Origin of the sequence: Luteimonas marina, from assembly GCF_007859325.1 — a bacterium.
Classification (GTDB): Bacteria; Pseudomonadota; Gammaproteobacteria; order Xanthomonadales; family Xanthomonadaceae; genus Luteimonas; species Luteimonas marina.
The window spans coordinates 157687-181783 of record NZ_VOHK01000004.1 but is presented as its reverse complement, the minus strand read 5'-3'; the positions used below and the strand labels follow the sequence as shown (position 1 = coordinate 181783).

25 protein-coding genes, 2 tRNA genes and 1 other RNA gene are annotated in these 24097 nt (G+C 70.7%); 18 read left to right on the top strand and 10 right to left on the bottom strand.

What is annotated here, in order from left to right:
* Nucleotides 1-128: 128 nt before the first annotated feature.
* The gene (locus FQY83_RS10160) at nucleotides 129-2612 is read left to right on the top strand and encodes a glycoside hydrolase family 9 protein (protein ID WP_146387623.1); all 2484 of its coding nucleotides are present in this window, start codon (nucleotides 129-131) and stop codon (nucleotides 2610-2612) included.
* Nucleotides 2613-3082: 470 nt separating this feature from the next.
* Here the strand turns inward: FQY83_RS10160 and FQY83_RS10155 are convergent.
* A tRNA-Ser gene (locus FQY83_RS10155) sits at nucleotides 3083-3173 on the bottom strand.
* Between the two features lie 122 nt (nucleotides 3174-3295).
* Here FQY83_RS10155 and FQY83_RS10150 point away from each other — a divergent pair.
* Nucleotides 3296-3706: a DUF6165 family protein gene (locus FQY83_RS10150; RefSeq protein ID WP_146387621.1), complete on the top strand. Its 411-nt coding sequence runs from the start codon at nucleotides 3296-3298 to the stop codon at nucleotides 3704-3706.
* Between the two features lie 141 nt (nucleotides 3707-3847).
* Here FQY83_RS10150 and FQY83_RS10145 read toward each other — a convergent pair whose 3' ends face one another.
* The gene (locus FQY83_RS10145; protein ID WP_192906689.1) at nucleotides 3848-4924 is read right to left on the bottom strand and encodes a glycosyltransferase family 9 protein; all 1077 of its coding nucleotides are present in this window, start codon (nucleotides 4922-4924) and stop codon (nucleotides 3848-3850) included.
* 19 nt (nucleotides 4925-4943) lie between these two features.
* Here FQY83_RS10145 and FQY83_RS10140 point away from each other — a divergent pair, with 19 nt between their 5' ends.
* The 6 genes from FQY83_RS10140 (at nucleotide 4944) to FQY83_RS10115 (ending at nucleotide 8778) form a co-directional block, all read left to right on the top strand.
* Nucleotides 4944-5699: a 3-deoxy-D-manno-octulosonic acid kinase gene (locus FQY83_RS10140; RefSeq protein ID WP_146387619.1), complete on the top strand. Its 756-nt coding sequence runs from the start codon at nucleotides 4944-4946 to the stop codon at nucleotides 5697-5699.
* 1 nt (nucleotide 5700) lies between these two features.
* Entirely contained in the window at nucleotides 5701-6459 is a 759-nt protein-coding gene (locus tag FQY83_RS10135; protein ID WP_146387617.1) for an MBL fold metallo-hydrolase, read from the top strand.
* A complete protein-coding gene (gene moaA / locus FQY83_RS10130) occupies nucleotides 6456-7478 on the top strand; it encodes a GTP 3',8-cyclase MoaA (RefSeq protein WP_146387615.1) in 1023 nt (340 codons plus the stop codon). Before FQY83_RS10135 ends, moaA begins: the two co-directional genes overlap by 4 nt.
* Before the next feature lie 43 nt (nucleotides 7479-7521).
* Entirely contained in the window at nucleotides 7522-8010 is a 489-nt protein-coding gene (gene moaC / locus FQY83_RS10125) for a cyclic pyranopterin monophosphate synthase MoaC (protein WP_146387613.1), read from the top strand.
* Nucleotides 8007-8252 (top strand): MoaD/ThiS family protein, encoded by a 246-nt coding sequence (locus tag FQY83_RS10120; RefSeq protein WP_192906695.1) that lies wholly within the window; start codon nucleotides 8007-8009, stop codon nucleotides 8250-8252. The genes moaC and FQY83_RS10120 overlap by 4 nt, the downstream gene beginning before the upstream one ends.
* Nucleotides 8253-8337: 85 nt before the next feature.
* Nucleotides 8338-8778, top strand: coding sequence for a molybdenum cofactor biosynthesis protein MoaE (locus FQY83_RS10115; protein WP_146387609.1), 441 nt, complete (start codon nucleotides 8338-8340; stop codon nucleotides 8776-8778).
* A gap of 93 nt (nucleotides 8779-8871) precedes the next feature.
* Here the strand turns inward: FQY83_RS10115 and ffs are convergent.
* Together ffs and FQY83_RS10105 are read right to left on the bottom strand one after the other, a co-directional pair.
* An RNA gene (gene ffs, locus FQY83_RS10110) (signal recognition particle sRNA small type) lies at nucleotides 8872-8968 on the bottom strand.
* Nucleotides 8969-9017: 49 nt separating this feature from the next.
* Nucleotides 9018-9110, bottom strand: a tRNA-Ser gene (locus FQY83_RS10105).
* Between the two features lie 165 nt (nucleotides 9111-9275).
* On the opposite strand from FQY83_RS10105, the gene dnaX reads away from it, so the two are divergent.
* From dnaX to FQY83_RS10085, 4 genes are all read left to right on the top strand, one after another.
* Nucleotides 9276-11015, top strand: coding sequence for a DNA polymerase III subunit gamma/tau (gene dnaX, locus FQY83_RS10100; RefSeq protein ID WP_146387607.1), 1740 nt, complete (start codon nucleotides 9276-9278; stop codon nucleotides 11013-11015).
* A 58-nt stretch (nucleotides 11016-11073) separates the two neighbouring features.
* Complete coding sequence (locus FQY83_RS10095; RefSeq protein ID WP_146387605.1) at nucleotides 11074-11394, top strand: YbaB/EbfC family nucleoid-associated protein; 321 nt, start codon at nucleotides 11074-11076, stop codon at nucleotides 11392-11394.
* Between the two features lie 103 nt (nucleotides 11395-11497).
* On the top strand, nucleotides 11498-12091 hold the full coding sequence (gene recR, locus FQY83_RS10090) for a recombination mediator RecR (RefSeq protein WP_146387603.1): 594 nt from the start codon (nucleotides 11498-11500) through the stop codon (nucleotides 12089-12091).
* A gap of 167 nt (nucleotides 12092-12258) precedes the next feature.
* Nucleotides 12259-12600, top strand: a complete 342-nt coding sequence (locus FQY83_RS10085; protein WP_146387601.1) for a histidine triad nucleotide-binding protein — start codon at nucleotides 12259-12261, stop codon at nucleotides 12598-12600.
* A 109-nt stretch (nucleotides 12601-12709) separates the two neighbouring features.
* Here the strand turns inward: FQY83_RS10085 and FQY83_RS10080 are convergent, their stop codons facing one another.
* The 3 genes from FQY83_RS10080 to FQY83_RS10070 are packed head-to-tail and all read right to left on the bottom strand — an operon-like array spanning nucleotide 12710 to nucleotide 16156.
* On the bottom strand, nucleotides 12710-13195 hold the full coding sequence (locus FQY83_RS10080) for a Slp family lipoprotein (protein ID WP_146387599.1): 486 nt from the start codon (nucleotides 13193-13195) through the stop codon (nucleotides 12710-12712).
* A gap of 23 nt (nucleotides 13196-13218) precedes the next feature.
* Nucleotides 13219-15174 carry a transglutaminase TgpA family protein gene (locus FQY83_RS10075; RefSeq protein WP_146387597.1) on the bottom strand — a complete coding sequence of 652 codons (1956 nt, stop codon included), beginning with the start codon at nucleotides 15172-15174 and terminating at the stop codon, nucleotides 13219-13221.
* The gene (locus FQY83_RS10070; protein WP_146387595.1) at nucleotides 15158-16156 is read right to left on the bottom strand and encodes a DUF58 domain-containing protein; all 999 of its coding nucleotides are present in this window, start codon (nucleotides 16154-16156) and stop codon (nucleotides 15158-15160) included. Before FQY83_RS10070 ends, FQY83_RS10075 begins: the two co-directional genes overlap by 17 nt.
* A gap of 90 nt (nucleotides 16157-16246) precedes the next feature.
* Here FQY83_RS10070 and FQY83_RS17900 point away from each other — a divergent pair, with 90 nt between their 5' ends.
* Nucleotides 16247-16378: a hypothetical protein gene (locus FQY83_RS17900; protein ID WP_272952455.1), complete on the top strand. Its 132-nt coding sequence runs from the start codon at nucleotides 16247-16249 to the stop codon at nucleotides 16376-16378.
* Between the two features lie 278 nt (nucleotides 16379-16656).
* Here the strand turns inward: FQY83_RS17900 and FQY83_RS10065 are convergent, their stop codons facing one another.
* A complete protein-coding gene (locus FQY83_RS10065) occupies nucleotides 16657-17610 on the bottom strand; it encodes an AAA family ATPase (protein WP_425478631.1) in 954 nt (317 codons plus the stop codon).
* 48 nt (nucleotides 17611-17658) lie between these two features.
* On the opposite strand from FQY83_RS10065, the gene FQY83_RS10060 reads away from it, so the two are divergent.
* Nucleotides 17659-19518, top strand: a complete 1860-nt coding sequence (locus FQY83_RS10060; RefSeq protein WP_146387592.1) for an ArnT family glycosyltransferase — start codon at nucleotides 17659-17661, stop codon at nucleotides 19516-19518.
* A gap of 103 nt (nucleotides 19519-19621) precedes the next feature.
* Here the strand turns inward: FQY83_RS10060 and FQY83_RS10055 are convergent, their stop codons facing one another.
* Together FQY83_RS10055 and FQY83_RS10050 are read right to left on the bottom strand one after the other, a co-directional pair.
* On the bottom strand, nucleotides 19622-20197 hold the full coding sequence (locus FQY83_RS10055; protein WP_146387590.1) for a Maf family protein: 576 nt from the start codon (nucleotides 20195-20197) through the stop codon (nucleotides 19622-19624).
* Between the two features lie 145 nt (nucleotides 20198-20342).
* Nucleotides 20343-20702 carry a death domain-containing protein gene (locus tag FQY83_RS10050; protein ID WP_146387588.1) on the bottom strand — a complete coding sequence of 120 codons (360 nt, stop codon included), beginning with the start codon at nucleotides 20700-20702 and terminating at the stop codon, nucleotides 20343-20345.
* 135 nt (nucleotides 20703-20837) lie between these two features.
* Between FQY83_RS10050 and FQY83_RS10045 the strand changes: the two genes are divergently transcribed.
* The 4 genes from FQY83_RS10045 to fabD all read left to right on the top strand — a co-directional run bounded on the left by FQY83_RS10045 (nucleotide 20838) and on the right by fabD (nucleotide 24065).
* A complete protein-coding gene (locus FQY83_RS10045; protein WP_146387586.1) occupies nucleotides 20838-21347 on the top strand; it encodes a YceD family protein in 510 nt (169 codons plus the stop codon).
* Nucleotides 21348-21418: 71 nt separating this feature from the next.
* Nucleotides 21419-21613: a 50S ribosomal protein L32 gene (gene rpmF / locus FQY83_RS10040; protein WP_146387583.1), complete on the top strand. Its 195-nt coding sequence runs from the start codon at nucleotides 21419-21421 to the stop codon at nucleotides 21611-21613.
* Between the two features lie 117 nt (nucleotides 21614-21730).
* Complete coding sequence (locus tag FQY83_RS10035; protein WP_146387581.1) at nucleotides 21731-22714, top strand: beta-ketoacyl-ACP synthase III; 984 nt, start codon at nucleotides 21731-21733, stop codon at nucleotides 22712-22714.
* A 409-nt stretch (nucleotides 22715-23123) separates the two neighbouring features.
* On the top strand, nucleotides 23124-24065 hold the full coding sequence (fabD, locus tag FQY83_RS10030; protein ID WP_146387579.1) for an ACP S-malonyltransferase: 942 nt from the start codon (nucleotides 23124-23126) through the stop codon (nucleotides 24063-24065).
* Nucleotides 24066-24097: the final 32 nt, after the last annotated feature.

Genomic DNA, 24097 nt, shown 5'->3' with positions numbered 1-24097 from the left:
ATCCCTCGCGGCGCTCGGGATGACACCCCCGGCATGCCGCCTCATGAAATACGGTTGCTGCATTGCGGCAGGTATCGCAGCGACAGGAATGTTAGCGTTAACATTCCATCCCCGGGGAACGCCACGCCATGACGCATCCGTCCCGTCGCCGTCCTGCCTGCGGCCAGCGCCGCCTGCTCGCTTCCGTACTCGCCCTCGCCATTGCCTGGCCTGCCGCTGCGGCGGCCGAGGCGCCGGTGCTCAACGAACTGGAGTACTTCAGCAAGCGCGGCCTCGACGTGCTGGTGTTCAACAACTACTACGACGGCCTGTTCAGCGACTCAAAGATCGCGGGCGTGGAACTGATCCACCACGGCGTGCGCACCGCCACCAACGGCGACGTGCGCCTGAGCGCCACGCCGGAACAGTGGGATCCGGTGGCGCTGATGGTCGACCGCAAGGTCGATGCGCGCACCGGCACCATCACCACCCGGCTGGGCTATCCCGACGAGAAGTTCGAGTACGACATCCGGGTGTCGCCGGCGGGCGAGGGCGTGCGGGTGCAGGTGGTGTTCGACAGGCCGCTGCCGAAGGCGCTGGAAGGGCGCGCCGGCTTCAACCTCGAATTCCTGCCGTCGGCGTACTGGGGCAAGACCTGGCTGACGGAGCGGGGCAGCGGCCAGCTGCCGCTGTATCCGGCTGGGCCCAGCGGGCGTGATGCCGCCGGCGCGACGGTCCGCCTGCCGATGGCGACCGGCCGCACCCTGACGCTGGCGCCCGAGGATCCGCAGCGCCGCGTCACCATCGCCTCCAGCGGCGGCGAACTGGGCGTGTACGACGGCCGCAACCAGGCGCAGAACGGCTGGTACGTGGTGCGCGGCCTGCTGCCGGCGAACAAGACCGGCACCGTGCTGGAGTGGACCGTCGAGGGCAGCACCGTGCCGGGCTGGACGCGCGAGACCGTCATCGGCCATTCGCAGGTCGGCTACCACCCGGCGCAGCGCAAGGTCGCGGTGCTGGAGAACGACCGCAACGCCGCCGCGCCCGGCCGCGCGCGCCTGCTGCGCATCGACGCCGACGGCCGCGAGCACGAGGCGCATGCCGGGGACGCGCGGCACTGGGGCCCGTACCTGCGCTACGAGTACTACACCTACGATTTCTCCGACGTCCGCGAGCCGGGCATCTACGTGATCGAGGCCGCGGGCCAGCGCACCAGCGCCTTCCGCATCGCCGCCGATGCCTATGCCGGCGCCTGGCACCCCACGCTCGACGTGTTCTTCCCGGTGCAGATGGACCACATGTTCGTCAACGAGGCCTACCGCATCTGGCACGGCCGTTCGCACATGGACGACGCGCGCCAGGTGCCGCCGAACAAGGCGCACTTCGACCTGTTCGGGCAGGGGCCGGATCTCGATTCCCCGTTCCAGCCGGGCGAACACATCCCCGGGCTGAACTACGGCGGCTGGTACGACGCCGGCGATTTCGACATCCGCACGCAGACGCACTACGCCACGGTGATGTCCCTGGTCGACACCTGGGAGCAGTTTCGCCCCGAGCGCGACGAAACCAGCATCGACCAGAAAAAACAGCACGTCGAGATCCACCGGCCCGACGGCGTGCCGGACCTGCTGCAGCAGATCGAGCACGGCACCCTGGCGCTGATCGCGCAGCACCGGGTGTTCGGCCACGCCATTCCCGGCATCGTCGAACCCGACCTCGGCCAGTACACCCACCTCGGCGACGCGGTGACCAAGACCGACGGCAAGGTCGACGACCCCAACGATCCGGATTCGCCCAACGACGACCGGCTGGCCTTCACCACCAACACCACCGCGCTCAACTACGGCTCGGCCGCCGCGCTCGCCGCCGCCAGCCGTGCGCTGCGCGGCCATGACGACGCGCTGGCCGAGGAGTGCCTGGCCACGGCGCAGAAGGTGTGGGCGTTCGAGCATGCGCGCGAGCCGAACCTGTTCCGGGTCGGCAACACCACCGGCGGCGATCCCGAGGACGAGGAGCTGCGCGCGGCGGTGCAGCTGCTGCTGACCACGGGCGAGGCGAAGTACGCCGCGCGCATTGCCGAACTGTGGCCGGCGATCGACACGCGCTTCCCGACCAACGCCGCCCATGCGCTCGCGGCGCTGCCGAAGATGGACGAGGCCTTCCGCGCGAAGCTGCGCACGCGCGCCGAGGCGTTCAGGGCCGAGCGCGAGGCGATGGTGGCCGAGAACCCCTACGGCGTCCTGATCACCCGCGGCGGCTGGGCCGGCAACGGCGCCGTGATCGGCATGGCCAGCACCAACTACCGCCTGCACAAGGCCTTCCCGGACCTGTTCGACATCGAGCCGACCCTGCAGGGCCTGAACTACCTCTACGGCACCCACCCGGACTCGAACCTCTCGTTCGTCTCCGCGGTCGGCGCGAAGTCCAAGCAGGTCGCCTACGGCATGAACCGTGCCGACTTCTCCTTCATCGCCGGCGGCATCGTCCCCGGCGTGCTGGTGCTCAAGCCGGACTTCCCCGAGAACAAGGAGGACTGGCCGTTCCTGTGGGGCCAGAACGAGTACGTGATCAACATGGGCGCCAGCTACATCTACCTGGTGCACGCGGCGCAGGACCTGTTGCGCGGGCGGTAATGAGGTGCCGTGGAGACAGTGCCCCTATCCGGCAGTCCGTAGGTCGGGGCTACGCCCCCGACGCATGGCTCAGCCCGGCATCGAATTCGCCAGCGCGAAGATCACCGCCAGCACCAGCGCCGCGCGTAGCAGCACGATGCCGGCCTGCTCGCCGAGCTTGCGGAAATGGAAATCGGGTACGCGCATGGTCGTGTCGCCGGAACCGCCCCGCCGGGTCCCCACGGGGTCGTCTGAAGAGATGAAGCAGGAACCATGCCTGCGAGAATCGGGACCAGGTGCGCGGTTTTCCGGCGGAAAAGTGACAATTCCCGGCGGTTTCGTCGCGGCTGGCGCGTCAGGTGTGGACCCTGTCCCTGCGGCGCATGGCGTGGGCGGGTCGGGAGACGACGGCGTCCGCGGCTTCGGTTCCGCCGCTTCCGCCTTCGTCCGCCGGATACGCAGAAGCCCCCTTCCGGGGGCTTCGCGATATCTGGCGGGGAGGGGGGGATTCGAACCCCCGAGGCGCTATAAACGCCTGCCTGATTTCGAGTCAGGTACATTCAACCGCTCTGCCACCTCCCCGGAATGCGGGTGTCGCGCGGCCCGGCGCTGAACGCCGGGGGCGCAATGATACGGGGCGGGGTGCCGGGGGACAAGGCGCGGCGGGTAGACTAACCGGCCCGTTTGCCGCTGGAACAGCGCCCATGTCCGAGATTTCCGTGCCCGTGTCGTTCGGCGAACTGCTGGACAAGATCGCGATCCTGCAGATCAAGTCCGAGCGCATGTCCGACCCGGCCAAGCTGGCCAACGTCCGCAACGAACTGGGCGCGCTGGAGCAGACCTGGATGGCGCATCCGGCGGCGGGCCACGACATCGCCCGGCTGCGGGCCGACCTCAAGGCGGTCAACGAGCGGCTGTGGGTGATCGAGGACGACATCCGCCTGAAGGAGAAGGCACAGGCCTTCGACGAGGAATTCATCCGGCTGGCGCGCAGCGTCTACTTCGAGAACGACGTCCGCGCGAGGATCAAGAAGGACATCAACCTCGCGCTGGGCTCGGCCTATGTCGAGGAGAAGTCGTACGAGGATTACGGGAGCCAGGGCAAGCCGGTCTGAGGTTGTCGTCCGGACCTGTTGTTCGTCCACGACTCTGACGCCCACACTTGTCATCCCGAGCGTAGCGAGGGATCTGCTTCCAACGCGCGCGTGCGGCGACGAGCAGATCCCTCGCTACGCTCGGGATGACAAGTCCGAGCGTCAGGTCGCCGGAGTGACGCCGGCTCCACCGGCGTCCGCGCGATAGCGTTCGAACGCCGCGACCGCATCCTCCACCGTCACCAGCTCCATCACCCCGTCGAACTCGATCTTGGTGCCCCACCTGAGTTCGGCGGCCGGCTTGCGCAGGTACCTGCGCGCCGCGTTGTCGTAGCGGTCGACGCAGTAGCGGCGATCCGAATACGGCCCGCTGCGCGCGGGATTGCTGGCGGCGTGCAGGCCCAGCACCTTCGTGCCCATGGCGTTGGCGATGTGCATCGGGCCGGAGTCGGGCGTCATCACCAGGTCGGCGCGTTCGAGCAGGGCGGGCAGCTGCTTCAGGGTGTCCTTGCCGACCAGGTCGAGCGCGGGCGCGCGCATCGCGGCGAGGATCGTGTCGGTGGTGTCGCGTTCGAGCCGGCTGCGGCCGCCGCACAGCACGATGCGCCAGCCCTGCGCGGCGGCGTGGTCGGCAACGGCGGCGTAGCGATCGGGGAACCAGTTGCGGCGGGCGTGGCTGGAGCAGGGCGAGATCATCAGCACGGGCGCGTCGTCGCCGGGCCATTGCGCGCGGGCCCAGGCGCGGGCGTCGTCGGGAACGGGCAGGTTCCAGCGCACGTCGTCCTGGCGCAGGCCCAGCGGTTCGCAGAAGCTGCCGATGGCGTCGAGGACGTGGATGCCGGGGCGGTCGGGGATGCGCTCGTTGATGAACAGGCCGTGCAGGTCCTTCGAGCGGGAGCGGTCGTAGCCGATCCGGCGCGTCGCGGGAATGAACGCCGACAGCAGGTTCGCCCGCGCCGCGACCTGCATCTGCAGCAGCGCGTCGAACCGGCGCCCCCGCAGTTCGCGCCGCAGCGCGCGCATGCCGCCGAGGCCGGTCTTCTTGTCGTAGACCAGGAATTCGACGCCGGGCAGGCCGTCGAGCAGCCGGTGTTCGCCCTTGCCGATCACCCAGGCGAGCGCCGCCTCCGGCCATGCCGCGCGCAGGGTGTTCACCAGCGGCAGCACGTGGGTCACGTCGCCGAGCGCCGACAGGCGCAGCAGGCAGATCGAGCGGGGGGCAACGGGGGGTTTCGCCACGGCTTGGTAGACTCGCTGGATGGTCGCGTTCGACGCCACTGAGAGCCTGACGCCCTTCCACGACGATCGCAGCGGGGAGTATGGCGCGATTCTGTTCGACGCGACGCAGCTGCGGCAAGTCGACCCGCGCTGGTTCGATCCGCAGCAGTGGGGGGCGCGCGCGCAGCAGGTCGACGGCAGCGGCCGTGGCGGCGCCTGGTTCATCGACGCCAGCCATGGCCCCTGCGTGCTGCGCCAGTACCTGCGCGGCGGCTTCGCGGCGAAGTTCAGCCGCGACCGCTACCTGTGGCGCGGCGCCAACCGGACGCGCAGCTTCGCCGAGTTCCGGCTGCTGCGCGAACTGGTGCGGCGCAAGTGCCCGGTGCCGCAGCCGGTCGCGGCGTGCTACCTGCGCGACCGGTTGTCCTACCGCGCCTGGATCATCGTCGAGCGGCTGGTCGGCGTGCGCTCGCTGGCCGACCTCGTGCTCGAATCTCCCGCGGACGCGCCCTGGGAGGCGACCGGCCGGCTGGTCGCGCGCTTCCATCGCGAGGGCCTGGAGCATGCCGACCTCAACGCCCACAACCTGCTCTACGACGCCGCCGGCAAGGGCTGGATGATCGATTTCGACCGCAGCCGGATGCACATCCCCGCGACCGCCTGGCGCGAGCGCAACCTGGCCCGCCTGCTGCGTTCGCTGCACAAGGTCGGCGGCGAGTCGCGCCGCGAGGCGGTCGACGCCGGCTTCGCGCGCCTGCGCGAGGCCTACGATGCGCGCTGGGCCAAGGGGAATTGACATGGCGTGGTCGCTGCGCTTCCACGGCGTCGGCAACGCTTCGGCGACGGAACTCGGTTCGCCGATGGCGACGATCGAGCGCGATGGCGCGCCCTGGCTGACCATCGACTGCGGCGGCGAAGGATTGACTGCCTACCTCGCGCACTACGGCGAGCCGCCGCGCGCGCTGTTCGTGACGCATACGCACCTGGATCACGTCGGCGGCTTCGAGCGGCTGTTCGTCTCCGAATACTTCGACGCCGCCCGCCGCGGCCGCATGCCGCTGTACGTGCCGGCCGCCGTGGTGCCGCTGCTGCACCAGCGCGTCGGCGCCCATCCGAACGTGCTGGCCGAGGGCGGCGCGAACCTCTGGGACGCGTTCCGCGTGATCCCGGTGGGCGATGCGTTCTGGCACGACGGGTTGCGGCTGGAGGCGTTCCCGGTGCGCCATCACTGGCCGGACACCGCCTTCGGCCTGCGCCTGCGCGGCAGCGTGGTGTGGACCGGGGACACGCGGCCGATCCCGGAGATGCTGCGGCGGCACGCCGACGCCGGCGAACTGATCGCGCACGACTGCGGGCTGCACGGCAATCCCTCGCACAGCGGCATCGACGATCTCGAGCGCGAGTACGACCGGGACGTGCTGTCGCGCTGCGTGCTCTACCACTACGCCTCCGCGGCCGACGGCGAGGCGCTGGCCGCGCGCGGCTACCGCGTGGCGCAACCCGGCGAGGTGTTCGCATTGAACGAGCCGTCCGCGCCGCGGGTCGAAGCGGCATGAGCGCGCAGCCGCAACCCGCGACCGCACCGCTGGACCGCCTGGGCCGGCCGCTGCGCGACCTGCGGCTGTCGGTGATCGAGGCCTGCAACTTCCGCTGCGGCTACTGCATGCCGGCCGACAAGGTGCCGGATGACTACGGCTTCGACGCCGCCGGGCGACTGTCGTTCGACGAGATCGAGATCCTCGTGCGCGGCGCCGCGCGCCTGGGCGTGTCGAAGCTGCGCATCACCGGCGGCGAGCCGCTGCTGCGCAAGGGGCTGCCGGACCTGGTGTCGCGGCTGGCGCGCGTCGACGGCATCGACGACCTGGCGATGACCACCAACGGCGCCTTGCTGGCGCGCCATGCGCGCGCGCTGCGCGAGGCGGGGCTGCGCCGGATCACGGTGAGCCTGGATGCGCTCGACCCGGGTCTGTTCCGCGCACTCTCCGGCGGGCGCGGCGACGTGTCCGACGTGTTGGCCGGCATCGCGGCGGCGGAAGCGGTGGGCTTCCGCAAGCTGAAGATCAACTGCGTCGTCCAGCGTGGCGTCAACGACCACGAGGCGCTGGCGCTGGCCGGTCATTTCCGCGGCAGCGGCCACGTCGTGCGCTTCATCGAGTACATGGACGTGGGCACCTGCAACGGCTGGCAGCGCGGGCGCGTGGTGCCGTCGGCGGAACTGCGCGACCGCATCCACGCGCGCTGGCCGCTGCACGCGCTCGACGCCAACTACCGCGGCGAAGTGGCGCAGCGCCACGCCTTCGACGACGGCGGCGGCGAGATCGGCTTCGTCAGCTCGGTCACCGCGCCGTTCTGCGGCGACTGCCACCGCGCCCGCGTCTCGGCGGACGGCCGCCTCTACACCTGCCTGTTCTCGGCGGAAGGCACCGACCTGCGGCCGGTGCTGGCGCAGGGCGACCTCGCCCTGGCCTCGCGGCTTGCCGGACTGTGGACGGCCCGCGCGGACCGCTACAGCGAACTGCGCGGCGACCCGCGCGCGCCGGGCAAGCACGTCGAGATGTTCCTGGTGGGCGGCTGAGGCCGCACGCGACGCCGGAGACCGGCCCCGCTACCATGGCCGCATGAAGCGGAAGCAGACCCTGACGCACCTCGACGCCGCCGGCCATCCCGCCATGGTCGACGTCTCCGGCAAGGCGGTCACCGCGCGCCAGGCGCTGGCCGAATGCCGCGTGCGCTTCCCCGCGGACGTGGCCGCGCAGCTGCGCAAGTCCGGCCTGCGCAGCGCCAAGGGCGGCATCGTCGACACCGCGATCATCGCCGGCACCCTGGCGGTCAAGCGCACGCACGAGCTGATCCCGTTCTGCCATCCGCTGCTGATCGACGGCGTGCGCATCGCCATCGACTGGCGCGGCGAGCGCGAGCTGCGGATCGAATGCGCGGTCAAGACCAGCCACCGCACCGGCGTGGAGATGGAGGCGCTGACCGGCGCCACGGTCGCCGCGCTCACCGTCTACGACATGTGCAAGGCGCTGTCGCACGCGATCGTGCTGGGCCCGGCGAAGCTGGCCGGCAAGCGCGGCGGCAAGCGCGATTTCGGGAGCGCGGGCTGATGGCGAAGGTGACCCTGCTGTACTTCGCCAGCCTGCGCGACGCCGCAGGCGCGTCGTCGGAAACCCTGGAGACCGCCGCGCCGGACCTGTCCGCGCTGTACGGGGAAGCGCGCTCGCGCCACGGCTTCGCCCTGCCGGTCGAACGCCTGCGCGTCGCCGTCGACGGTGCCTTCGCCCGGTGGGAGGATGCGGTGCGCGATGGCGCGGAGATCGCCTTCATTCCGCCGGTGTCAGGAGGTTGAGCGTGTCCGGCATTCCTTCCGCCGTCATCCCGGCGAAAGCCCGGATTCATGTCGCCGTTCCGCCACGCGAGCCGGAGCGACCGGCATGAGCCGCTTCCGCATCGCCGACCAGCCCTTCGACATCGCGCCCCTGCGCGCGCGACTTCTGCACGAACGCGCCGGCGCCTTCGCCGCCTTCGAAGGCTGGGTCCGCGACCACAACGAGGGTCGCCCGGTGCACGGGCTGCGCTACGAGGCCTATGTCGAACTGGCCGAGGCCGAGGGCGAGCGCATCCTCGGCGAAGCGCTGGAGAAGTTCGGGATCCTCGACGCCTGCGCCGTGCACCGCGTCGGCGACCTCGCCATCGGCGACCTCGCGGTCTGGGTGGGCGCCAGCGCCGCACACCGCGACGCGGCCTTCGATGCCTGCCGCTGGATCATCGACGAGGTGAAGGCGCGGGTGCCGATCTGGAAGCACGAGCGCTATGCCGACGGGCACGCGGGCTGGCTGCATCCGCGCCAGACGACTCCCTCCGACGCGGGATAGCGGCACCGTCGCCACGGGTCCGGGCAATGCACCGCCGGCTGTTCACGGCAAGGCACTGAAGCGCCGGCAGGGCCAAGGCAAACAAAGGTGGCGGCCCTGCCGACGATCCTCGGCACCCGCATCGATCGATACCGTTGCTGCCTTCCGGCCCTGGCGGGGTTTTCGATCTAGCGTCGCGAGGGGCCGACAGAGCCACCATAGGAACGGGGCCGCGTCGCACGGCCCTGGAATCTTGAATCTGGCGGAGAGAGGGGGATTCGAACCCCCGAAGCGCGGTTTAGACGCTTACACACTTTCCAGGCGTGCTCCTTCAACCACTCGGACACCTCTCCGGGAGTCCCCGGAGTGCGGCTTCCCGCCACGCTCAGGGGCGCAAATTCTAGCGGTGGCCGGGCTTTACCACAACCGAACGCCGGTACGGGCCCGATCCGGGCGCGCCGGCGGCGCAGCGCCCGCCTGGGCGGGCAATCTTCGCCGCGGCGCGGCACAATGGGCGCATGTCCTACCTCGTCCTCGCCCGCAAGTGGCGTCCCAAGCGGTTCGCCGAGCTGGTGGGCCAGGAACACGTGGTCCGCGCGCTCAGCAACGCGCTGGATTCGGGCCGGGTGCACCATGCCTACCTGTTCACCGGCACCCGCGGCGTCGGCAAGACCACGATCGCGCGCATCTTCGCCAAGAGCCTGAACTGCGAGAAGGGCGCCGGCGCCGATCCCTGCGGCGAGTGCGAGACCTGCCTGGCGATCGACGCCGGCCGCTACATCGACCTGCTGGAGATCGACGCCGCCTCCAACACCGGCGTCGACAACGTCCGCGACCTGATCGACAACGCGCAGTACATGCCCTCGCGCGGCCGCTACAAGGTCTACCTGATCGACGAAGTCCACATGCTGTCCAAGCCGGCGTTCAACGCGCTGCTCAAGACGCTGGAGGAGCCGCCGGAGCACGTGAAGTTCCTGTTCGCGACCACCGACCCGGAGAAGTTGCTGGTCACGGTGCTGTCGCGCTGCCTGCAGTTCAACCTCAAGCGGCTGGACGAGGAGCAGATCCGCGGGCAGATCGCGAAGATCCTCGAGGCCGAGGGCATCGGCGCGGACGCCGGCGCCATCCGCCAGCTGGCGAAGGCCGCCGACGGCAGCCTGCGCGACGGCCTGTCGCTGCTCGACCAGGCGATCGCCTACACCGGCGGCACGCTGTCGGATGCGGACGTGGCGAAGATGCTGGGCACGGTCGACCGCACCCGCGTCGGCGCGCTGCTCGAGGCGCTGTCGTCCGGCGACGGCGCGCGGCTGATGGCGGAAGTGGCGACGCTGGCGGATTTCTCGCCCGACTGGGCCGGCGTGCTCGACGCGCTGTCCGCGGCGCTGCACCGCATCCAGGTGAAGCAGCTGGTGCCCGACGTCGGGATCGAGGCCGACGGCATCGACGTCGACGCGCTGGCCGCCGCGCTGCGGCCCGAACTGGTGCAGCTGTGGTACCAGATGGCGCTCAACGGTCGCCGCGACCTGCCGCTGGCCCCGGGTCCGCGCGCCGGCTTCGAGATGAGCCTGCTGCGGATGCTGGCGTTCCGGCCGGCCGAGGGCGGGACGCAGGGCGTCGCGGCGTCGACTGCGCCGGCGGTGCGGGCCGGTGGTGGCGCGGCGGCCGCGCGCGCCGCGCTGGAGGCAGATGCCGCGACGCCGGCGCCGAAACCTGCGCCGAGGGCGGCAGCGCCCGCGGTCCAGGCGCCGCCGCTCGAGCCACCCGCACCTCCCGCGCCGCGGCCCAGCGTCGAAGAACCGCGTTCGCCGGCGCCGCCTGCCGCTGCACCCGCCGCGCCGCGTGCACCGGCTACTGCGGCCGCGGCGCTCGATGCCGACGGATGGCTCGACCTCATCGCCAACCTCGCGCTGCGTGGGCCGGTGCGCGAGCTCGCCGCGCATGCGTCGTTCGTCGACTGGCGCGACGGCGTGCTGCGGCTGTCGCTGCCCGAGAGCGACGACCACCTCAAGGCGCCGTTCCTCGTCTCGCAGTTGGGCAACGCCCTGGCGCCGGCGCTCGGGGCCGAGCCGCAGATCCGATTCGAGGCTGGCGCGCAGGCCTCGGGCGAAACCCTGCACGCGCGCAACGAGCGCCAGCGCGACCAGCGCCAGGCCGCCGCCGAGAGCGCGTTCCTGTCCGACCCGCAGGTGCAGCGGCTGATGCAGCAGCAGGGTGCGAAGCTCGTCCCCGATTCCATAAGACCGTATGACGAGGGTTGAGGGCTGAAGAAGCAGAAGCTCCGCCCAGCCCTCAGCCCCCAGCCCTGGAGAACAACCAATGCGTGGAAACATCGCCCAGCTGATGCAGCAGGCGCAGAAGATGCAGGAGAACATGCAGCGCGTGCAGCAGGAAATCGCCGCGCTGGAAGTCACCGGCAGCGCCGGCGGCGGCATGGTCAGCGTGACCCTGTCGGGCACCAAGGAGTGCCGCAAGGTGCGCATCGACCCGAGCGTGCTGTCCGATCCGGAGATGGCCGAGGACCTGGTCGCCGCCGCGTTCAACGACGCCTCGAACAAGATCGACGCCGCCTCGAAGGAGAAGATGGCCGGCGCCACCGCCGGCATGCCGCTGCCGCCGGGGATGAAGCTGCCGTTCTGAGGGGCCGTGATTGGTGATTCGTGATGGGTGATTGGCAGGAGCGGATTCGTCGCCGGCCTTTGCTTTTTCGAATCACCAATCACCCATCACGAATCACCAACCGATGTCCTCCCTCCTCGAACAACTGATCGAAGCCTTCCGTGTGCTGCCCGGCGTGGGCCAGAAGACCGCGCAGCGGATGGCCTACCACGTGCTCGAACGCGAGCGCGACGGCGGGCGGCGGCTGGCCTCGGCGCTGTCCGAGGCGGTGGAGCGCGTCGGGCACTGCACGCGCTGCCGCGACTTCAGCGAGACCGAGGTCTGCGCCACCTGCGCCAGCGCCGCGCGCGATGCGCACCAGCTGTGCGCGGTCGAATCGCCCGCAGACCGGTTGGCGATCGAGCAGGCCACCGGCTACCGCGGCCTGTATTTCGTGCTGCAGGGGCGCCTGAGCCCGCTGGACGGCATCGGCCCGCGCGAGATCGGCCTCGATCGCCTGGCAGAACGACTGCAGGAAGGCGAGGTGCAGGAGCTAATCATCGCCACCAATCCCACGGTCGAAGGCGAGGCCACCGCGCACTACCTCGCCCAGCTCGCGCGCCAGCACGGCGTGAAGCCGAGCCGCCTCGCGCACGGCGTGCCGCTGGGCGGCGAACTGGAGTACGTCGACCGCGGCACGCTGTCGCATGCGTTCGGGTCGCGCAGCGAGATGGCATAGGGGCCGGTGGGCGGGAGTCGGAGAATGAAGCGTCGTTGCCAGGCTGTCATCCCGAGCGGAGCGAGGGATCTGCCTTTCGTTCCGGAAAGAAGATCCCTCGCTCCGCTCGGGATGACAATCCGCTAGGCTTTGTCCAACCCCGAATCCCCGATTCCGAACCCCGGCCCATGTCCACCATCTTCCACAAGATCATCCGCCGCGAGATCCCCGCCGACATCGTGTTCGAGGACGAGCACGTGATCGCGTTCCGCGACATCGCGCCACAGGCGCCGGTGCACGTGCTGTTCGTGCCGAAGGAAACCTTCGCGACCTTGAACGACGTGCCGGTCGAGTGCCCCGAGGTCATCGGCCGGCTTGCGGTCGCGGCGGCGCACTATGCGAAGGCGCAGGGCTTCGACGAGGACGGCTACCGCATCGTCATGAACTGCAACGGCGACGGCGGGCAGACCGTGTTCCAGATCCACCTGCATCTGCTCGCGGGTGCGCCGTTGGGGCGCTTCGGGACTTGAGCGTAGGGCCGTGATTCGTGATTGGCGATTCGTGATTAGGAAAAGCGAGGTCTGCGGTGCCACCTGCTTTTACCAATCACGAATCGCCAATCACGAATCACCGCCCCGATCACCACCAGCCCCACCACGGCCACGGCTCCGGCCGGGTGACGACCCTGGCCGTGTCGCGCCTGGACCACAGGTAGACCACGTCGGCAGCGACCTTCGGGAAGCGGTAGTCGTATTCGCCGATGCGACGGTTCTCGTAACCCTCGATGCGACCGATGAAGGTCACCTCGCGGCCACGTTCGAAGATGGCCGGGTCGTAGAAGCCGGTACGGCAGGCGATGAAGCGGCCGTTGCTGTCGTCGGTCGCCCAGTACGGACGGCCGGTCTCGGTCAGCCGCGTCGACATCATTTCGAAGCAGGTGGCGTTGGCCTTGGGCTCGACCTGCACGATGATCCCGCCCCAGCGCACCTGCGCGCCCGTCATGTCGGTTTCCATGGTCGCGTGGGGCGTCGTTTCGGCGAACGTGCCCTGCAGCGGCCTGGGGTGGTGCGAGGCGCATGCGGCCAGCAACAGCGCCGCAGCGGGAACGAGGAGGCGGGAGGTCATGGTGGCGGCTCCGGGCAATTGGGTCATGCGGGGCGGTGTCTTCGCAGGTTGCGGATCAATGGCCGGGGATCGTTGTCGGCGTCCGTACGCGAAGCGTAGCGCCATTCCACGAAACGTGCGCTGAGCGCGATCAGTTCGTCGGCGCCGCGTGGATGGGCGATCGCGACACGGGCCGCCCACTCGGCTGCCGGTTCGTGCGATTCGCGCGCCAGGCCGATTCGCGCATAGCGGGCGCCCAGCCGGTGCCAGGCGCGCAGTACCGGATCGCCGTCGCGTTCGCTGCGCGCGGTCAGCCACAGCATCCAGGCCAGCGCCAGCCCGGCGCAGGCGGCGAACAGGCCGACCAGTCCGCGCGAACCGGTCGATTCCAGGCCCAGCGGGCGCAGCATCGCGGTCTGGCGCGCGGCGTCGAAGCCGAGCACGAGGTCGTTCCAGCCGCGCCGCAGCCAGTCGCCCAGATCGAGCATCGGCGCCACGCCCGGTAGGGCGCCGAAACCGCCGCCGCCGGCGCGGTCGTCGAGGGTGTCGTAGATGCGCTCCGGCGCGACCGCCGCGGTCGGGTCGACGCGCACCCAGCCGCGGTCCTCCAGCCAGACTTCCGCCCAGGCGTGCGCATCCTGCCGGCGCACGATCCAGTAGCCGCCGATCGGGTTGCGGTAGCCGCCGACGTAGCCGGTCACCACCCGCGCCGGGATGCCCGCCGCGCGCATCAGGATCACGAAGGCCGAGCTGAAGTGTTCGCAGAAACCCTGCTTCCAGTCGAACAGGAATTCGTCGGCGGCGTGGCGGCCGGGCAGGGGCGTGTCGAGCGTGTAGCCGAAGTCGGCGCGGACCATCGCCAGCGCGCGTTCGACGATGGCGTCGTCGTTGCCCGGGCCGTTGTCCTGGCGCCATTGCCGCGCCAGCGCGACGGTGCGCGGGTTGTAGCCGTCGGGCAGGCGCAGCGCGTTCTGGCGCAGCATCAGCGGCAGCGTCGCCTCGAACGCGCGCGGCGGCGAGGCGCGCATGCGCCAGCGGCTCACCGCGCTCATCGGCGCGGGCGTTTCCAGTCCGTAGTCCCAGGACAGGCGCGCGCCGGCGGGCGCGGCGTCGGGCAGCTCCAGCGCGACCAGGGTGCGGCGGTCGGTGGGCTCGACCGCCATCTCGTAGTCCCAGACCGCATCGCTGCGCGTGATGTCGGGTGCGGGGATGTTGCGCAGCCAGCGCGAACGGGTCCAACTGCGTCCGTCGTAGTCCATCAGCACCGGGCCGCGCCAGTACATCTGCGAGGCCTGCGGCGCTGCGCCGGAGAAGGTCACCCGCAGGGCCGGGCGATCGTCGGTCATGAACTCGATCCATTCGCCCGGCGTCATCTCGTCGGACAGGCCGGGGCGGGCGAGGACGCGTTCGGGCACGCCCCACAGCGGCGAGCCGATGCGCGGGAACAACCAGAACGCGGCCAGCGCCAGCGGCAGGCCGATCGCGATCAGGCGGCCGACGCTGGCGAGGCGTCGCCACGGCGGCACGGATGCGGCATCGCCCGATTCCTCTTCCGACAGCTGCAGCAGCGCCACCAGCGCCAGCGTCGTGCCCGCCAGCCCGAGCAGCAGCGACAGCGGTCCCTGGTCGAGCAGGAAGGTCGAGAACGGCGCGAACAGCGCGAAGCCGACCAGGCTGCGCGCATCGCGCAGCGTGACCAGTTCGCCGGGCTTGATCGCGAGCATCGCCGCGAGCAGCGCGCAGGCGGTGTCGCGCCCCAGCGCGAAGCGCGACATCGCCAGCACCGTGCCGACCAGCGCCAGCGCCAGCAGCATGCGCAGCCAGCCCGGCAGCGGGCGCCGCCACGACAGCGCGGCGATCGCCAGGCCGATCGCGACGCTGCCGACCGCGATCGTCGGCGGCAGCTGCGGCAGCAGCGGCAGCAGGCAGGCCGCCGCCGCCGCGAGCGACCAGGCGCGCCCGGCCGTCGACAGCGCGGGCGACTCAGCGCGGCGCGCCATCGGCGATGTCCTTCGGCAGCAAGGCCAGCGCGCGCAGGCAGGCGTGGCGATGCGCGGCGCCGCTGCCGGGACCGAGCGGCGGCTGGCCCGGCAGCAGCAGGCGGTAGCGGCGCGATTCGCGCTCGGCCTCGTCGACCCAGCGCGCCAGACGGCGGATGCGGTCCTCGTGGCGCAGCGCGGCCAGCGCGCGCCAGTCGAGCACGATGTCGGCGCCGAGCGGCTGTTCGAACTCGCGCACGAGCAGGGCGTCGCGCCGGGCCGAGGCCTTCCACGCCACGGCCCGGCGACTGTCCCCGCGCCGCCAGTCGCGCAGGTGATGGACGTCGTCGCCGGCCGGCTGCAGGCGCGAGTGCAGGGAGTCGCCGGCGCCCGACGGCAGCGGCGGGCCGCCGGCCTCGGGCGCGGGGTAGACCAGCAGCGGCGCATCGCTCCAGGCATAGGCCCAGGCGCGGGCGAGGCCGAGCGGGCGCGTCGTGGAGATCCGCAGCCGGCCCGGATCCAGCCAGCCGCGGGTGGCGGTGGGCAGCGACAGCACGGCCTCGCCGGCGCCATCGTCCAGCGAGAGGACGGCGGCCTGCCCGCCGCATTCGACACGCAGGCCACGCCGCGCGCGCCCGACCGGCGCGCGCGCATGGACGCGCATCAGCAGGGCCGTGCCCGCGGGCACCGGCTCGGCGCCGATGGCGTGGATTTCCAGTCCGCCCAACTGCAGCTGCGCCTGCAGCAGGCTGGCGATCCCAGCCCCGGCCAGCAGCAGGCACAACAGCAGCGCCGGGTTGTTGTTGTAGTTCAGTGCACCGACGCCCATCACCAGCAGCAGGACGGTGAAGAACGCCCCGAACCGGGTCGGCAGGATGTAGATGCGATGACGGTCGAAGCGCACCGGCAGCGCAGCCGGCGTCCGCCTGCGCGCCCACGCATCGAAGCGCGCATGCGCGCGTTGCAGCAGTGGCGACCGCCTCGGACTTATGAGACTGGCCATGCCAGCTCCGATGCGGGTTTGCGCATTCGCAGTTCTGCTTTTCGACGGAGTGCCGACATCCTGTCCAGACCCGGAGGGCGGCGGGCATGGATGCCCGCCGTTTTTCGCCACGGCATGGATGCCGTGTCGAAAAATCCCGTCGAACTTGCCGATGGCAGGTTTGTAGTGTCGAGGAAGGCCCTTTTCTTTGGTTCGTTTCTTTTGGGCCAGCAAAAGAAATGAACCCGGCCGCGACAGCGGACGGAAGCTCTTGACTTTGAAATGCAAAACGAAGGACAAGAGCTTCCGCTCGCCACGAGCGAGCGGGTAACTTTTCTTTGCTGGCCCAAAGAAAAGTCACCAAAAGAAACGGCCTTCCCCGCAAGGTCACAAGCCTTCCGCTGGAACATTCCTGCGGATTTTCCGACACGGCATCCTGCCGTGGCGGAAAACGCCGCACATCCGTGTGCGGCGCCCTTCGGGTCTGGACAGATCGGCGGCATGCGGGCGAAAAAACAGCCTCAGTCCACCGGCACGCCATGCAGGATCGACTTCGCCAGCGTGGCCCCATCCCCGGCTTCGCTCTCCGGCACCAGCCGATGAGCCGCGACCGCGCCAAACAGCGCCTGCACGTCCTCCGGCACGACATGGTTGCGGCCGAGCAGCATCGCGTAGGCGCGCGCCGCGCGCAGCAGGGCGATGCCCGCGCGCGGCGACAGGCCCACGCGCACCCCGGCCGCATGCCGGCTGCGCGCCAGCAGCGCCTGCACGTAGCCGACCAGCGCTTGGCTTGCGTGCACGCCGGCGACGGCCCCGCGCAGTCGCAGCACGTCGTCGCCGCCGAGCACCGGCGTCGCCTGCGCGATCATGCCGCGGCGGTCGTCGCCGGCCAGCAACGCGCGCTCGGCGTCCTCGTTCGGATAGCCGAGCGTGAGCCGCAGCAGGAAGCGGTCGAGCTGCGAATCGGGCAGGGGATAGGTACCCGACAGGTCGACCGGGTTCTGCGTGGCGATCACGAAAAACGGCTCCGGCAGCCGGTGGGTGGTGCCGTCCACCGTGACCTGGTGCTCGGCCATCGCCTCCAGCAGCGCGCTCTGCGTGCGCGGCGGCGCGCGGTTGATCTCGTCGGCGAGCAGCACGTTGGCGAACACCGGCCCGGGGTGGAACTCGAAGCGCCGCGCCTGCGCGTCGAAGATCGACACGCCGACGATGTCCGAGGGCAGCAGGTCGGAGGTGAACTGCACGCGCTGGAACCCGAGTCCGAGCGTCGCCGCCAGCGCATGCGCCAGCGTGGTCTTGCCCAGCCCGGGCAGGTCCTCGATCAGCAGGTGGCCGTCGGATAGCAGCGCGACGAAGGCGAGCCGCACCTCGTGCGCCTTGCCCAGCACGAAACGGTTGACCTGCGCCTGCGCCGCCTTCAGCGCATCTTGATCTCGGTCAGTTAGCATGACCGGTTCGTGGGTGGCGGCGGACACGGCGCTACTCCTTGGTGGACGATTTCGAGTGTAGCGGGGTTGCGGCGGATGCGGGAACGGAACGGAATGCGCGCGGCCTACCTCACGCTCTGGTCGGCGATCGTGCTGGCCAAGCTGGTCGTGGCCGCGCGCCTGCCGCTGTTCGTCGACGAGGCGTTCTACTGGCAGGAAGGGCAGCACATGGCCTGGGCCTATTCCGACCTGCCCGGGCTCACCGCGTGGACGATTCGCCTCGGGGGCGAACTGTTCGGCGACGGTGTGCTGGCAGCGCGCGCGTTGTTTCTCGCGGTCTCGGCGCTGCTGCCGTGGCTGGTGGTGCGCATCGCCCGGCGCGAGTTCGATCCTCGGCAGGCGTGGACCGCCGGCTGCGCGGCGCTGCTGCTACCGCTGTTCGGCTCGCTCGGGGTGATGGCGCTGCCGGACGTGCTGATGGCGCTCGCCACCCTGCTGTGCCTGGACGCGCTGACCAGGATGCTCCGCGGCGTCGACCACGGCGATGCCGTGCAACTCGCGCTCGGGCTCGCGATCGGCGCGCTGAGCCACTACCGATTCATCGCCGCGATCGGCGCCGGTTTCCTCGCCCTGCTGCTGATCGCGCAGGGGCGCGCCCTGCTGCGCGACCCGCGGGTCATCGTCGCGATCGCGTTCGGCGCGGCGGCGTGGATCCCGCTGCTGGCCTGGAACATCGAGAACGCCGAAGCCGGCCTGCGCTTCCAGCTCGTCGACCGCCATCCCTGGGCCCTGCACCTGGACGGCATCACCTTCCTCGGCATCCAGGCCGCGCTGGTGACGCCGCTGCTGTTCGCCGGGCTGCTTTGGGCGGCGTGGAGGTTCCGCCGCGCGGACGATCCCGCGGTACGCCTGCTGGCCTGGTCGGGCGCGATCGTGATCCTGGGCTTCTTCGCGCTCGGCTTCTTCGCCGACACCGAGCGCGTCAGCTTCCACTGGCCGCTGCCCGGTTACGTCGCGCTGCTGCCGCTGCTGCCGGCCGCGATCGCCGGATGGCCGCGGGCGCTGCGCATCGCGACCTGGGCGCTGGCCGCGGCCGGGCTGCTGGCCGTGCTGGGCTACTACGTGGCGGTGTCGACGCCCGACGTCCGCGCCCGCACGGCCGCGCTGAAGTGGTATCCGTCGAACTTCGCCGGCTGGGACGAGCTGGCCGACGCCGTGCGCAGCGCCCGCGCGCAGATGCCCGCCGGCACGCGGCTGGTCGCGGACAACTTCAAGATCGGCGCCGAGCTGGGCTTCGCGCTCGGCGAAACCGGCATCGCGGTGCTCGACCATCCGCTCAACCGCGCGCACGGGCGCGCGCCGCAGCTGCGGCTGTGGGGGCTGGAGGTCGCGCAACGCAGCGAGCTCGGCGGATCGCCGCTGCTGCTCGTGGTCGGCGCCAGCGACGTCCAGTACCGCGACCTGCTGCAGCGCTACCATGACCTGTGCGCGCTGTTCGGCCCGCTGCCGGCGCCGCGCGTGCTCAACGTCGACCACGGCGCGCAGCGTTTCGTGCTGCTGGCGTGGCCGCAAGGTCTGCCGGAAACGAAGGACGACGAGGACTGCACGACGCCGGCGATGGCATGGGTTGACCAGCCGACGGTGGAGGCGACCGTCGCCGGGGCGTTCGAGGTGTCGGGATGGGCGTTCAAGGATGGCGTCGGCCTGGACAAGGTCGAGGTGCTGGTCGATGGCCGTCCGGCCGCCACTGCGGAATACGGCCAGCCGCTCCCGGGCCTGGCGAACTTCTGGAAGATTTCCAACGATCCACGGCATCCACGGGTCGGCTTCCGCGCGAAGGTCGAGGCCGGCATGGTGCCGCCCGGCCGGCACTGGCTGGGGCTGCGCCTGCACGGCGCCGACGGCAGTGTCGAGGACTGGCGCGAATTCCCCATCGAGATCCGCGCCGCGAAATGACCGTTCGCCCGTAGGAGCGGCTTCAGCCGCGACCGGCCACCGGTGTCGCCTGACGGCGGTCGCGGCTGAAGCCGCTCCTGCAACTTGAGCGCGAGTGGGGGCGTCAGGGCAGGGCGAACCCGCGCGCGCGCAGCAGGCGCGCCGTGGCGATCAGGGGCAGGCCGACCAGCGCCGTCGGGTCGCGGCTGTCGATGGCCTCGAACAGGGCGATGCCGAGCCCTTCGCACTTGAAGCTGCCGGCGCAGTCGAGCGGCGTCTCGGCGTCGACGTAGCGCGCGATCGTGTCGTCGGCCAGCGGCCGGAACCGCACCGTCGTCGTGTCCAGTGCGTGTTCGATGGCCGCGCCCGGGCCGGCAACCGCCACCGCGGTCAGGAACACGACGTCGCTCCCCGACATCGCCTGCAGCTGTGCGATCGCGGCCTCGCGCGCGCCGGGCTTGCCCAGCACGCGGCCGTCGCAGCTGGCGACCTGGTCGGAGCCGATCACCACCGCCTCGGGATGCTCCGCCGCCACTGCGGCGGCCTTGGCCGCGGCCAGGCGCAGCGCCAGCGATGCCGGTGGTTCGCCGGGAAGCGGTGTTTCCGCCACCTCCGGCCTCGCGGTGTCGAACGGCAGGCGCAGGCGTGCCAGCAGCTCGGCCCGGTAGCGTGAAGTGGAGGCGAGGATCAGCCGAGGCATGGTCGTCCCGCTCCTGCAGGTTTCGGGCCGGATCATGAGGCCTATTGATCCGCCCCCCATAGTGTCTGGATCCGTAGGTCGGCCCTACGCGGCCGACGCTGGATGTTGAATGCGTCGGGGCCGTAGCCCCGACCTACGGCGGGATCTAATGCAGCGCTGCGCGGGCGCGTTCGATCTGCAGCAGCTGCGTTTCGATGTTGTCGCGCGCGGCGTCGATCGAGGCGCGGACCGTGTCGAGCTGCTCCAGCGAGGCGTCGTGGCCGTGCTGCTGCAGCCACAGCCGCTGGCGCAGCATTTCCTGCATCGCCTCGCGTACCGGGTTCTCCTCGTCGCCGGCGATGGCCTCGATTTCGGACCGGGCCACGCGCAGCCGGTCCTCGAGGGCGTCGGCCGAATCCAGCAGCTGCGCCATGGCGCGATGGCGGCGTCCGCCGCGGCGGCGGAACCAGAACGACAGCGCGAACGCGACCGCGGCCAGCAGCAGGGAAAGGGCAAGCAGGGTCACAATGGCGCTCCCGGAACCGGGCGCCAGTCTGACCCGCGCGGCGGCCCGGAATCAAATTTCCCTGCAGCGGCAATGGCTTGGCGATCCATCTGGGGTTTGACAGCCGGGCCCGCGATCCTTAAAATTCAGCGGCTTATGTCCGCGGAAATGCCCGAAACCCTGGACGCCTGGCGGATGGTCGCCTCGCGGCGGGAGTTCGAAGGGCGGATCGCGTTGTCCGCGCTACCGAGGCTGCGCGACGCGCTGGTCGACGCCGAGGGCGACGTGGCGTTCGCGCTCGGCTTCGATCGCGACGCCATGCGGGTCCCGTACCTGGAACTGAAGCTCGATGCGGAGCTGCCGCTGCAATGCCAGCGCACCCTGCAGCGGTTCCTGTTCCCGGTGCGGCTGGTGCAGCGGCTGGGGCTGGTCCGCGAGGAGTCGGAGGAAGCCGGGCTGCCGGAGGGGTACGAGCCGCTGCTGGTCGCCGAGGACGGCGCGCTGCGGCCGCTGGAGCTGGTGGAGGACGAACTGATCCTCGCCATCCCGGTGGTGCCGGTGAAGCCGGGCTCGGAAACGGTCGAGCGCGACTGGCCGGTATCGGCGGAAGAGGAAGTGCGCGCCAACCCGTTCGCGGGGCTGGCGGCGCTGAAGAAGCAGCATTGAAGTGAAGTGTCCCGCGCCGTCATGGCGTATTTGAGCAACCGCAACAACCGAATCGTTCCCGGAGCAATCCCATGGCTGTGCAGAAGTCCCGTGTCACCCCGTCCCGTCGCGGCCAGCGCCGTTCCCACGACGCGCTGACGGCCAAGCAGCTGTCCACCGACCCGACCTCGGGCGAGACCCACCTGCGCCACCACGTCACCGCCGACGGCTACTACCGCGGCAAGCAGGTGATCCAGCCCAAGGTCAAGGTCGTCGACGAAGACTGACCCGTCGCGGGCCCGCGCCTGCGGGCCCGTTGATCATCGGTACGCCGACGGCGCCCGCGCTGGCGGCGTCTTTGCGGCACGGAGGCCGCCCGCATCGACACGAGGGCCGTCCACGCGATGAGCAGCGAGCGCATCTATTCCCGCATTGCCGGTACCGGCAGCTACCTGCCTTCCAAGGTGCTGACCAACGACGACCTGTCGAAGATCGTCGACACCAGCGACGAATGGATCGCCTCGCGCACCGGCATCCGCGAGCGCCACATCGCCGCCGAGGGCGAGACCACGGTGGACCTCGCCTACCACGCCGCCGTGCGCGCGCTGGAGTCCGCGGGCACCACTGCCGACGAGATCGACCTGATCGTCGTCGGCACCACCACGCCCGACCTGATCTTCCCGTCCAGCGCCTGCCTGCTGCAGCATCGCCTGGGCATCAGCGGCTGCGGCGCGTTCGACGTCAACGCCGCCTGCTCGGGCTTCCTGTTCGCACTGTCGGTGGCCGACAAGTTCATCAAGTCCGGCGACGCGAAGACCGTGCTGGTCGTGGGTTCCGAAACGCTCACGCGCATGGTCGACTGGACCGAGCGCACCACCTGCGTGCTGTTCGGCGACGGCGCCGGTGCGGTGGTGCTCAAGGCCGACAGCGAGACCGGCATCCTCAGCACCCACCTGCACGCCGACGGCGGCAAGAAGGAGCTGCTGTGGAACCCGGTGGGCGTGTCGGTCGGGTTCAAGGAAAACGAGAAGAACGCCGGCGTCGCCATCCAGATGTCCGGCAGCGACGTGTTCAAGTACGCGGTCAAGGCGCTCGATTCGGTGGTCGAGGAAACGCTCGAAGCCAACGGCCTCGACCGCCACGACATCGACTGGCTGATCCCGCACCAGGCCAACCTGCGCATCATCGAGGCCACCGCGAAGCGGCTGGACATGCCGATGGAGCGCGTGGTCGTGACCGTCGACAGGCACGGCAACACCTCGTCGGGCTCGGTGCCGCTGGCGCTGGACGAGGCGGTGCGCTCGGGCAAGGTGCAGCGCGGCCAGCTGGTGCTGCTGGAAGCCTTCGGCGGCGGCTTCACCTGGGGCTCGGCGCTGCTGCGCTACTGAGCCTGCGGTGGCGGATGCGCCACGGGCGCATCCGTGGCCGGGGCGTCGCCACCTGCCGTTTCGATACGACTTCCACTGCCGTTTCGACAGGAATCCCGGCTGTCATTTCGACCGCAGGGAGAAATCCGCCTTTCCCCTTCCGTCGCCGTCGCGATCCGGATGGCTGTCCGGAGATTTCTCCCTGCGGTCGAAATGACAGCCGGGATGGATGGCGGCGCAGGAGGAGACAAGCGCGCCGCTGCCGGCATCTGCGCCCCGAGCCGCCCGGAGGGAAGCGCCAGGGCTTCGACGACGGCCCCAGGCACCGCCGGTGTCCACCGATCACACCCGCGCGGCATACGCCTCGGTACAGACGAGGCTCCGCGTTTGCCCGTATCATCGCGCCCTGTTTTTCTCCCCGGATGTTGGCGTGACCGATCCGCAACTCGCGTTCGTGTTTCCCGGGCAGGGCTCGCAATCGGTGGGCATGCTTGCGGAACTGTCGGAACTGCATCCCGTCGTGCGCGCGACGTTCGACGAGGCGTCGGAAGGCGCGGGCGTCGACCTGTGGGCGCTGTCGCAGGGCGGCCCCGAGGAACAGCTCAACCGCACCGAATACACCCAGCCGGCGCTGCTCGCGGCCGGCGTCGCGGTGTGGCGCGCGTGGCAGGAGCAGGGCGGCGCGCAGCCGGCGCTGCTGGCCGGCCACAGCCTGGGCGAATACGCGGCGCTGGTCGCGGCCGGCGCGCTGTCGCTCAAGGACGGCGCGCACCTGGTGCGCATCCGCGGCCAGCTGATGCAGGACGCCGCGCCCGCGGGCACCGGTGCGATGGCGGCGGTGCTCGGCGCCGACGACGCGCTGGTCGAGGACGTGTGCAAGGCCGCTTCGCACAGCGACGTGGTGGTGCCGGCCAACTACAACTCGCCGGGGCAGATCGTCATCGGCGGCGACGCCGCGGCGGTCGACCGCGCGCTCGCGCTGCTGTCGGAGAAGGGCGTGCGCAAGGCGGTGAAGCTCGCCGTCAGCGTGCCCTCGCACACGCCGCTGATGCGCGAGGCCGCCAACCGCCTGTCCGAGACGATGGCCGGCCTGGCCTGGCGCGAGCCGCAGCTGCCGGTGGTGCAGAACGTCGACGCCGAAGTGCACGCGGGCGTGCAGGCGATCCGCGACGCGCTGGTGCGCCAGCTGTACCTGCCGGTGCAGTGGACCGGCTGCGTGCAGGCGCTCGCCGCCAGGGGCGTGACGCGCATCGCCGAATGCGGCCCGGGCAAGGTGCTGGCCGGACTGGTCAAGCGCATCGACAAGGGGCTGGAGGCGCGCGCGATCGGGCAGGTCGGCGAGTTCGAGGGCGCGCTGGCTGAATGGACGTGATTGGTGATTCGACAAGAACGCAAGTTCGCCGT

What these genes read in the sequence shown, in the direction of transcription:
- FQY83_RS10160 (WP_146387623.1), top strand. Translation starts at nt 129, where the DNA reads ATGACGCATCCGTCCCGTCGCCGTCCTGCCTGCGGCCAGCGCCGCCTG.
- FQY83_RS10150 (WP_146387621.1), top strand. Translation starts at nt 3,296, where the DNA reads ATGTCCGAGATTTCCGTGCCCGTGTCGTTCGGCGAACTGCTGGACAAG.
- FQY83_RS10140 (WP_146387619.1), top strand. Translation starts at nt 4,944, where the DNA reads ATGGTCGCGTTCGACGCCACTGAGAGCCTGACGCCCTTCCACGACGAT.
- FQY83_RS10135 (WP_146387617.1), top strand. Translation starts at nt 5,701, where the DNA reads ATGGCGTGGTCGCTGCGCTTCCACGGCGTCGGCAACGCTTCGGCGACG.
- moaA (WP_146387615.1), top strand. Translation starts at nt 6,456, where the DNA reads ATGAGCGCGCAGCCGCAACCCGCGACCGCACCGCTGGACCGCCTGGGC.
- moaC (WP_146387613.1), top strand. Translation starts at nt 7,522, where the DNA reads ATGAAGCGGAAGCAGACCCTGACGCACCTCGACGCCGCCGGCCATCCC.
- FQY83_RS10115 (WP_146387609.1), top strand. Translation starts at nt 8,338, where the DNA reads ATGAGCCGCTTCCGCATCGCCGACCAGCCCTTCGACATCGCGCCCCTG.
- dnaX (WP_146387607.1), top strand. Translation starts at nt 9,276, where the DNA reads ATGTCCTACCTCGTCCTCGCCCGCAAGTGGCGTCCCAAGCGGTTCGCC.
- FQY83_RS10095 (WP_146387605.1), top strand. Translation starts at nt 11,074, where the DNA reads ATGCGTGGAAACATCGCCCAGCTGATGCAGCAGGCGCAGAAGATGCAG.
- recR (WP_146387603.1), top strand. Translation starts at nt 11,498, where the DNA reads ATGTCCTCCCTCCTCGAACAACTGATCGAAGCCTTCCGTGTGCTGCCC.
- FQY83_RS10085 (WP_146387601.1), top strand. Translation starts at nt 12,259, where the DNA reads ATGTCCACCATCTTCCACAAGATCATCCGCCGCGAGATCCCCGCCGAC.
- FQY83_RS10080 (WP_146387599.1), bottom strand. Translation starts at nt 13,195, where the DNA reads ATGACCTCCCGCCTCCTCGTTCCCGCTGCGGCGCTGTTGCTGGCCGCA.
- FQY83_RS10075 (WP_146387597.1), bottom strand. Translation starts at nt 15,174, where the DNA reads ATGGCGCGCCGCGCTGAGTCGCCCGCGCTGTCGACGGCCGGGCGCGCC.
- FQY83_RS10070 (WP_146387595.1), bottom strand. Translation starts at nt 16,156, where the DNA reads ATGGCCAGTCTCATAAGTCCGAGGCGGTCGCCACTGCTGCAACGCGCG.
- FQY83_RS17900 (WP_272952455.1), top strand. Translation starts at nt 16,247, where the DNA reads ATGCCCGCCGTTTTTCGCCACGGCATGGATGCCGTGTCGAAAAATCCC.
- FQY83_RS10060 (WP_146387592.1), top strand. Translation starts at nt 17,659, where the DNA reads ATGCGGGAACGGAACGGAATGCGCGCGGCCTACCTCACGCTCTGGTCG.
- FQY83_RS10055 (WP_146387590.1), bottom strand. Translation starts at nt 20,197, where the DNA reads ATGCCTCGGCTGATCCTCGCCTCCACTTCACGCTACCGGGCCGAGCTG.
- FQY83_RS10045 (WP_146387586.1), top strand. Translation starts at nt 20,838, where the DNA reads ATGTCCGCGGAAATGCCCGAAACCCTGGACGCCTGGCGGATGGTCGCC.
- rpmF (WP_146387583.1), top strand. Translation starts at nt 21,419, where the DNA reads ATGGCTGTGCAGAAGTCCCGTGTCACCCCGTCCCGTCGCGGCCAGCGC.
- FQY83_RS10035 (WP_146387581.1), top strand. Translation starts at nt 21,731, where the DNA reads ATGAGCAGCGAGCGCATCTATTCCCGCATTGCCGGTACCGGCAGCTAC.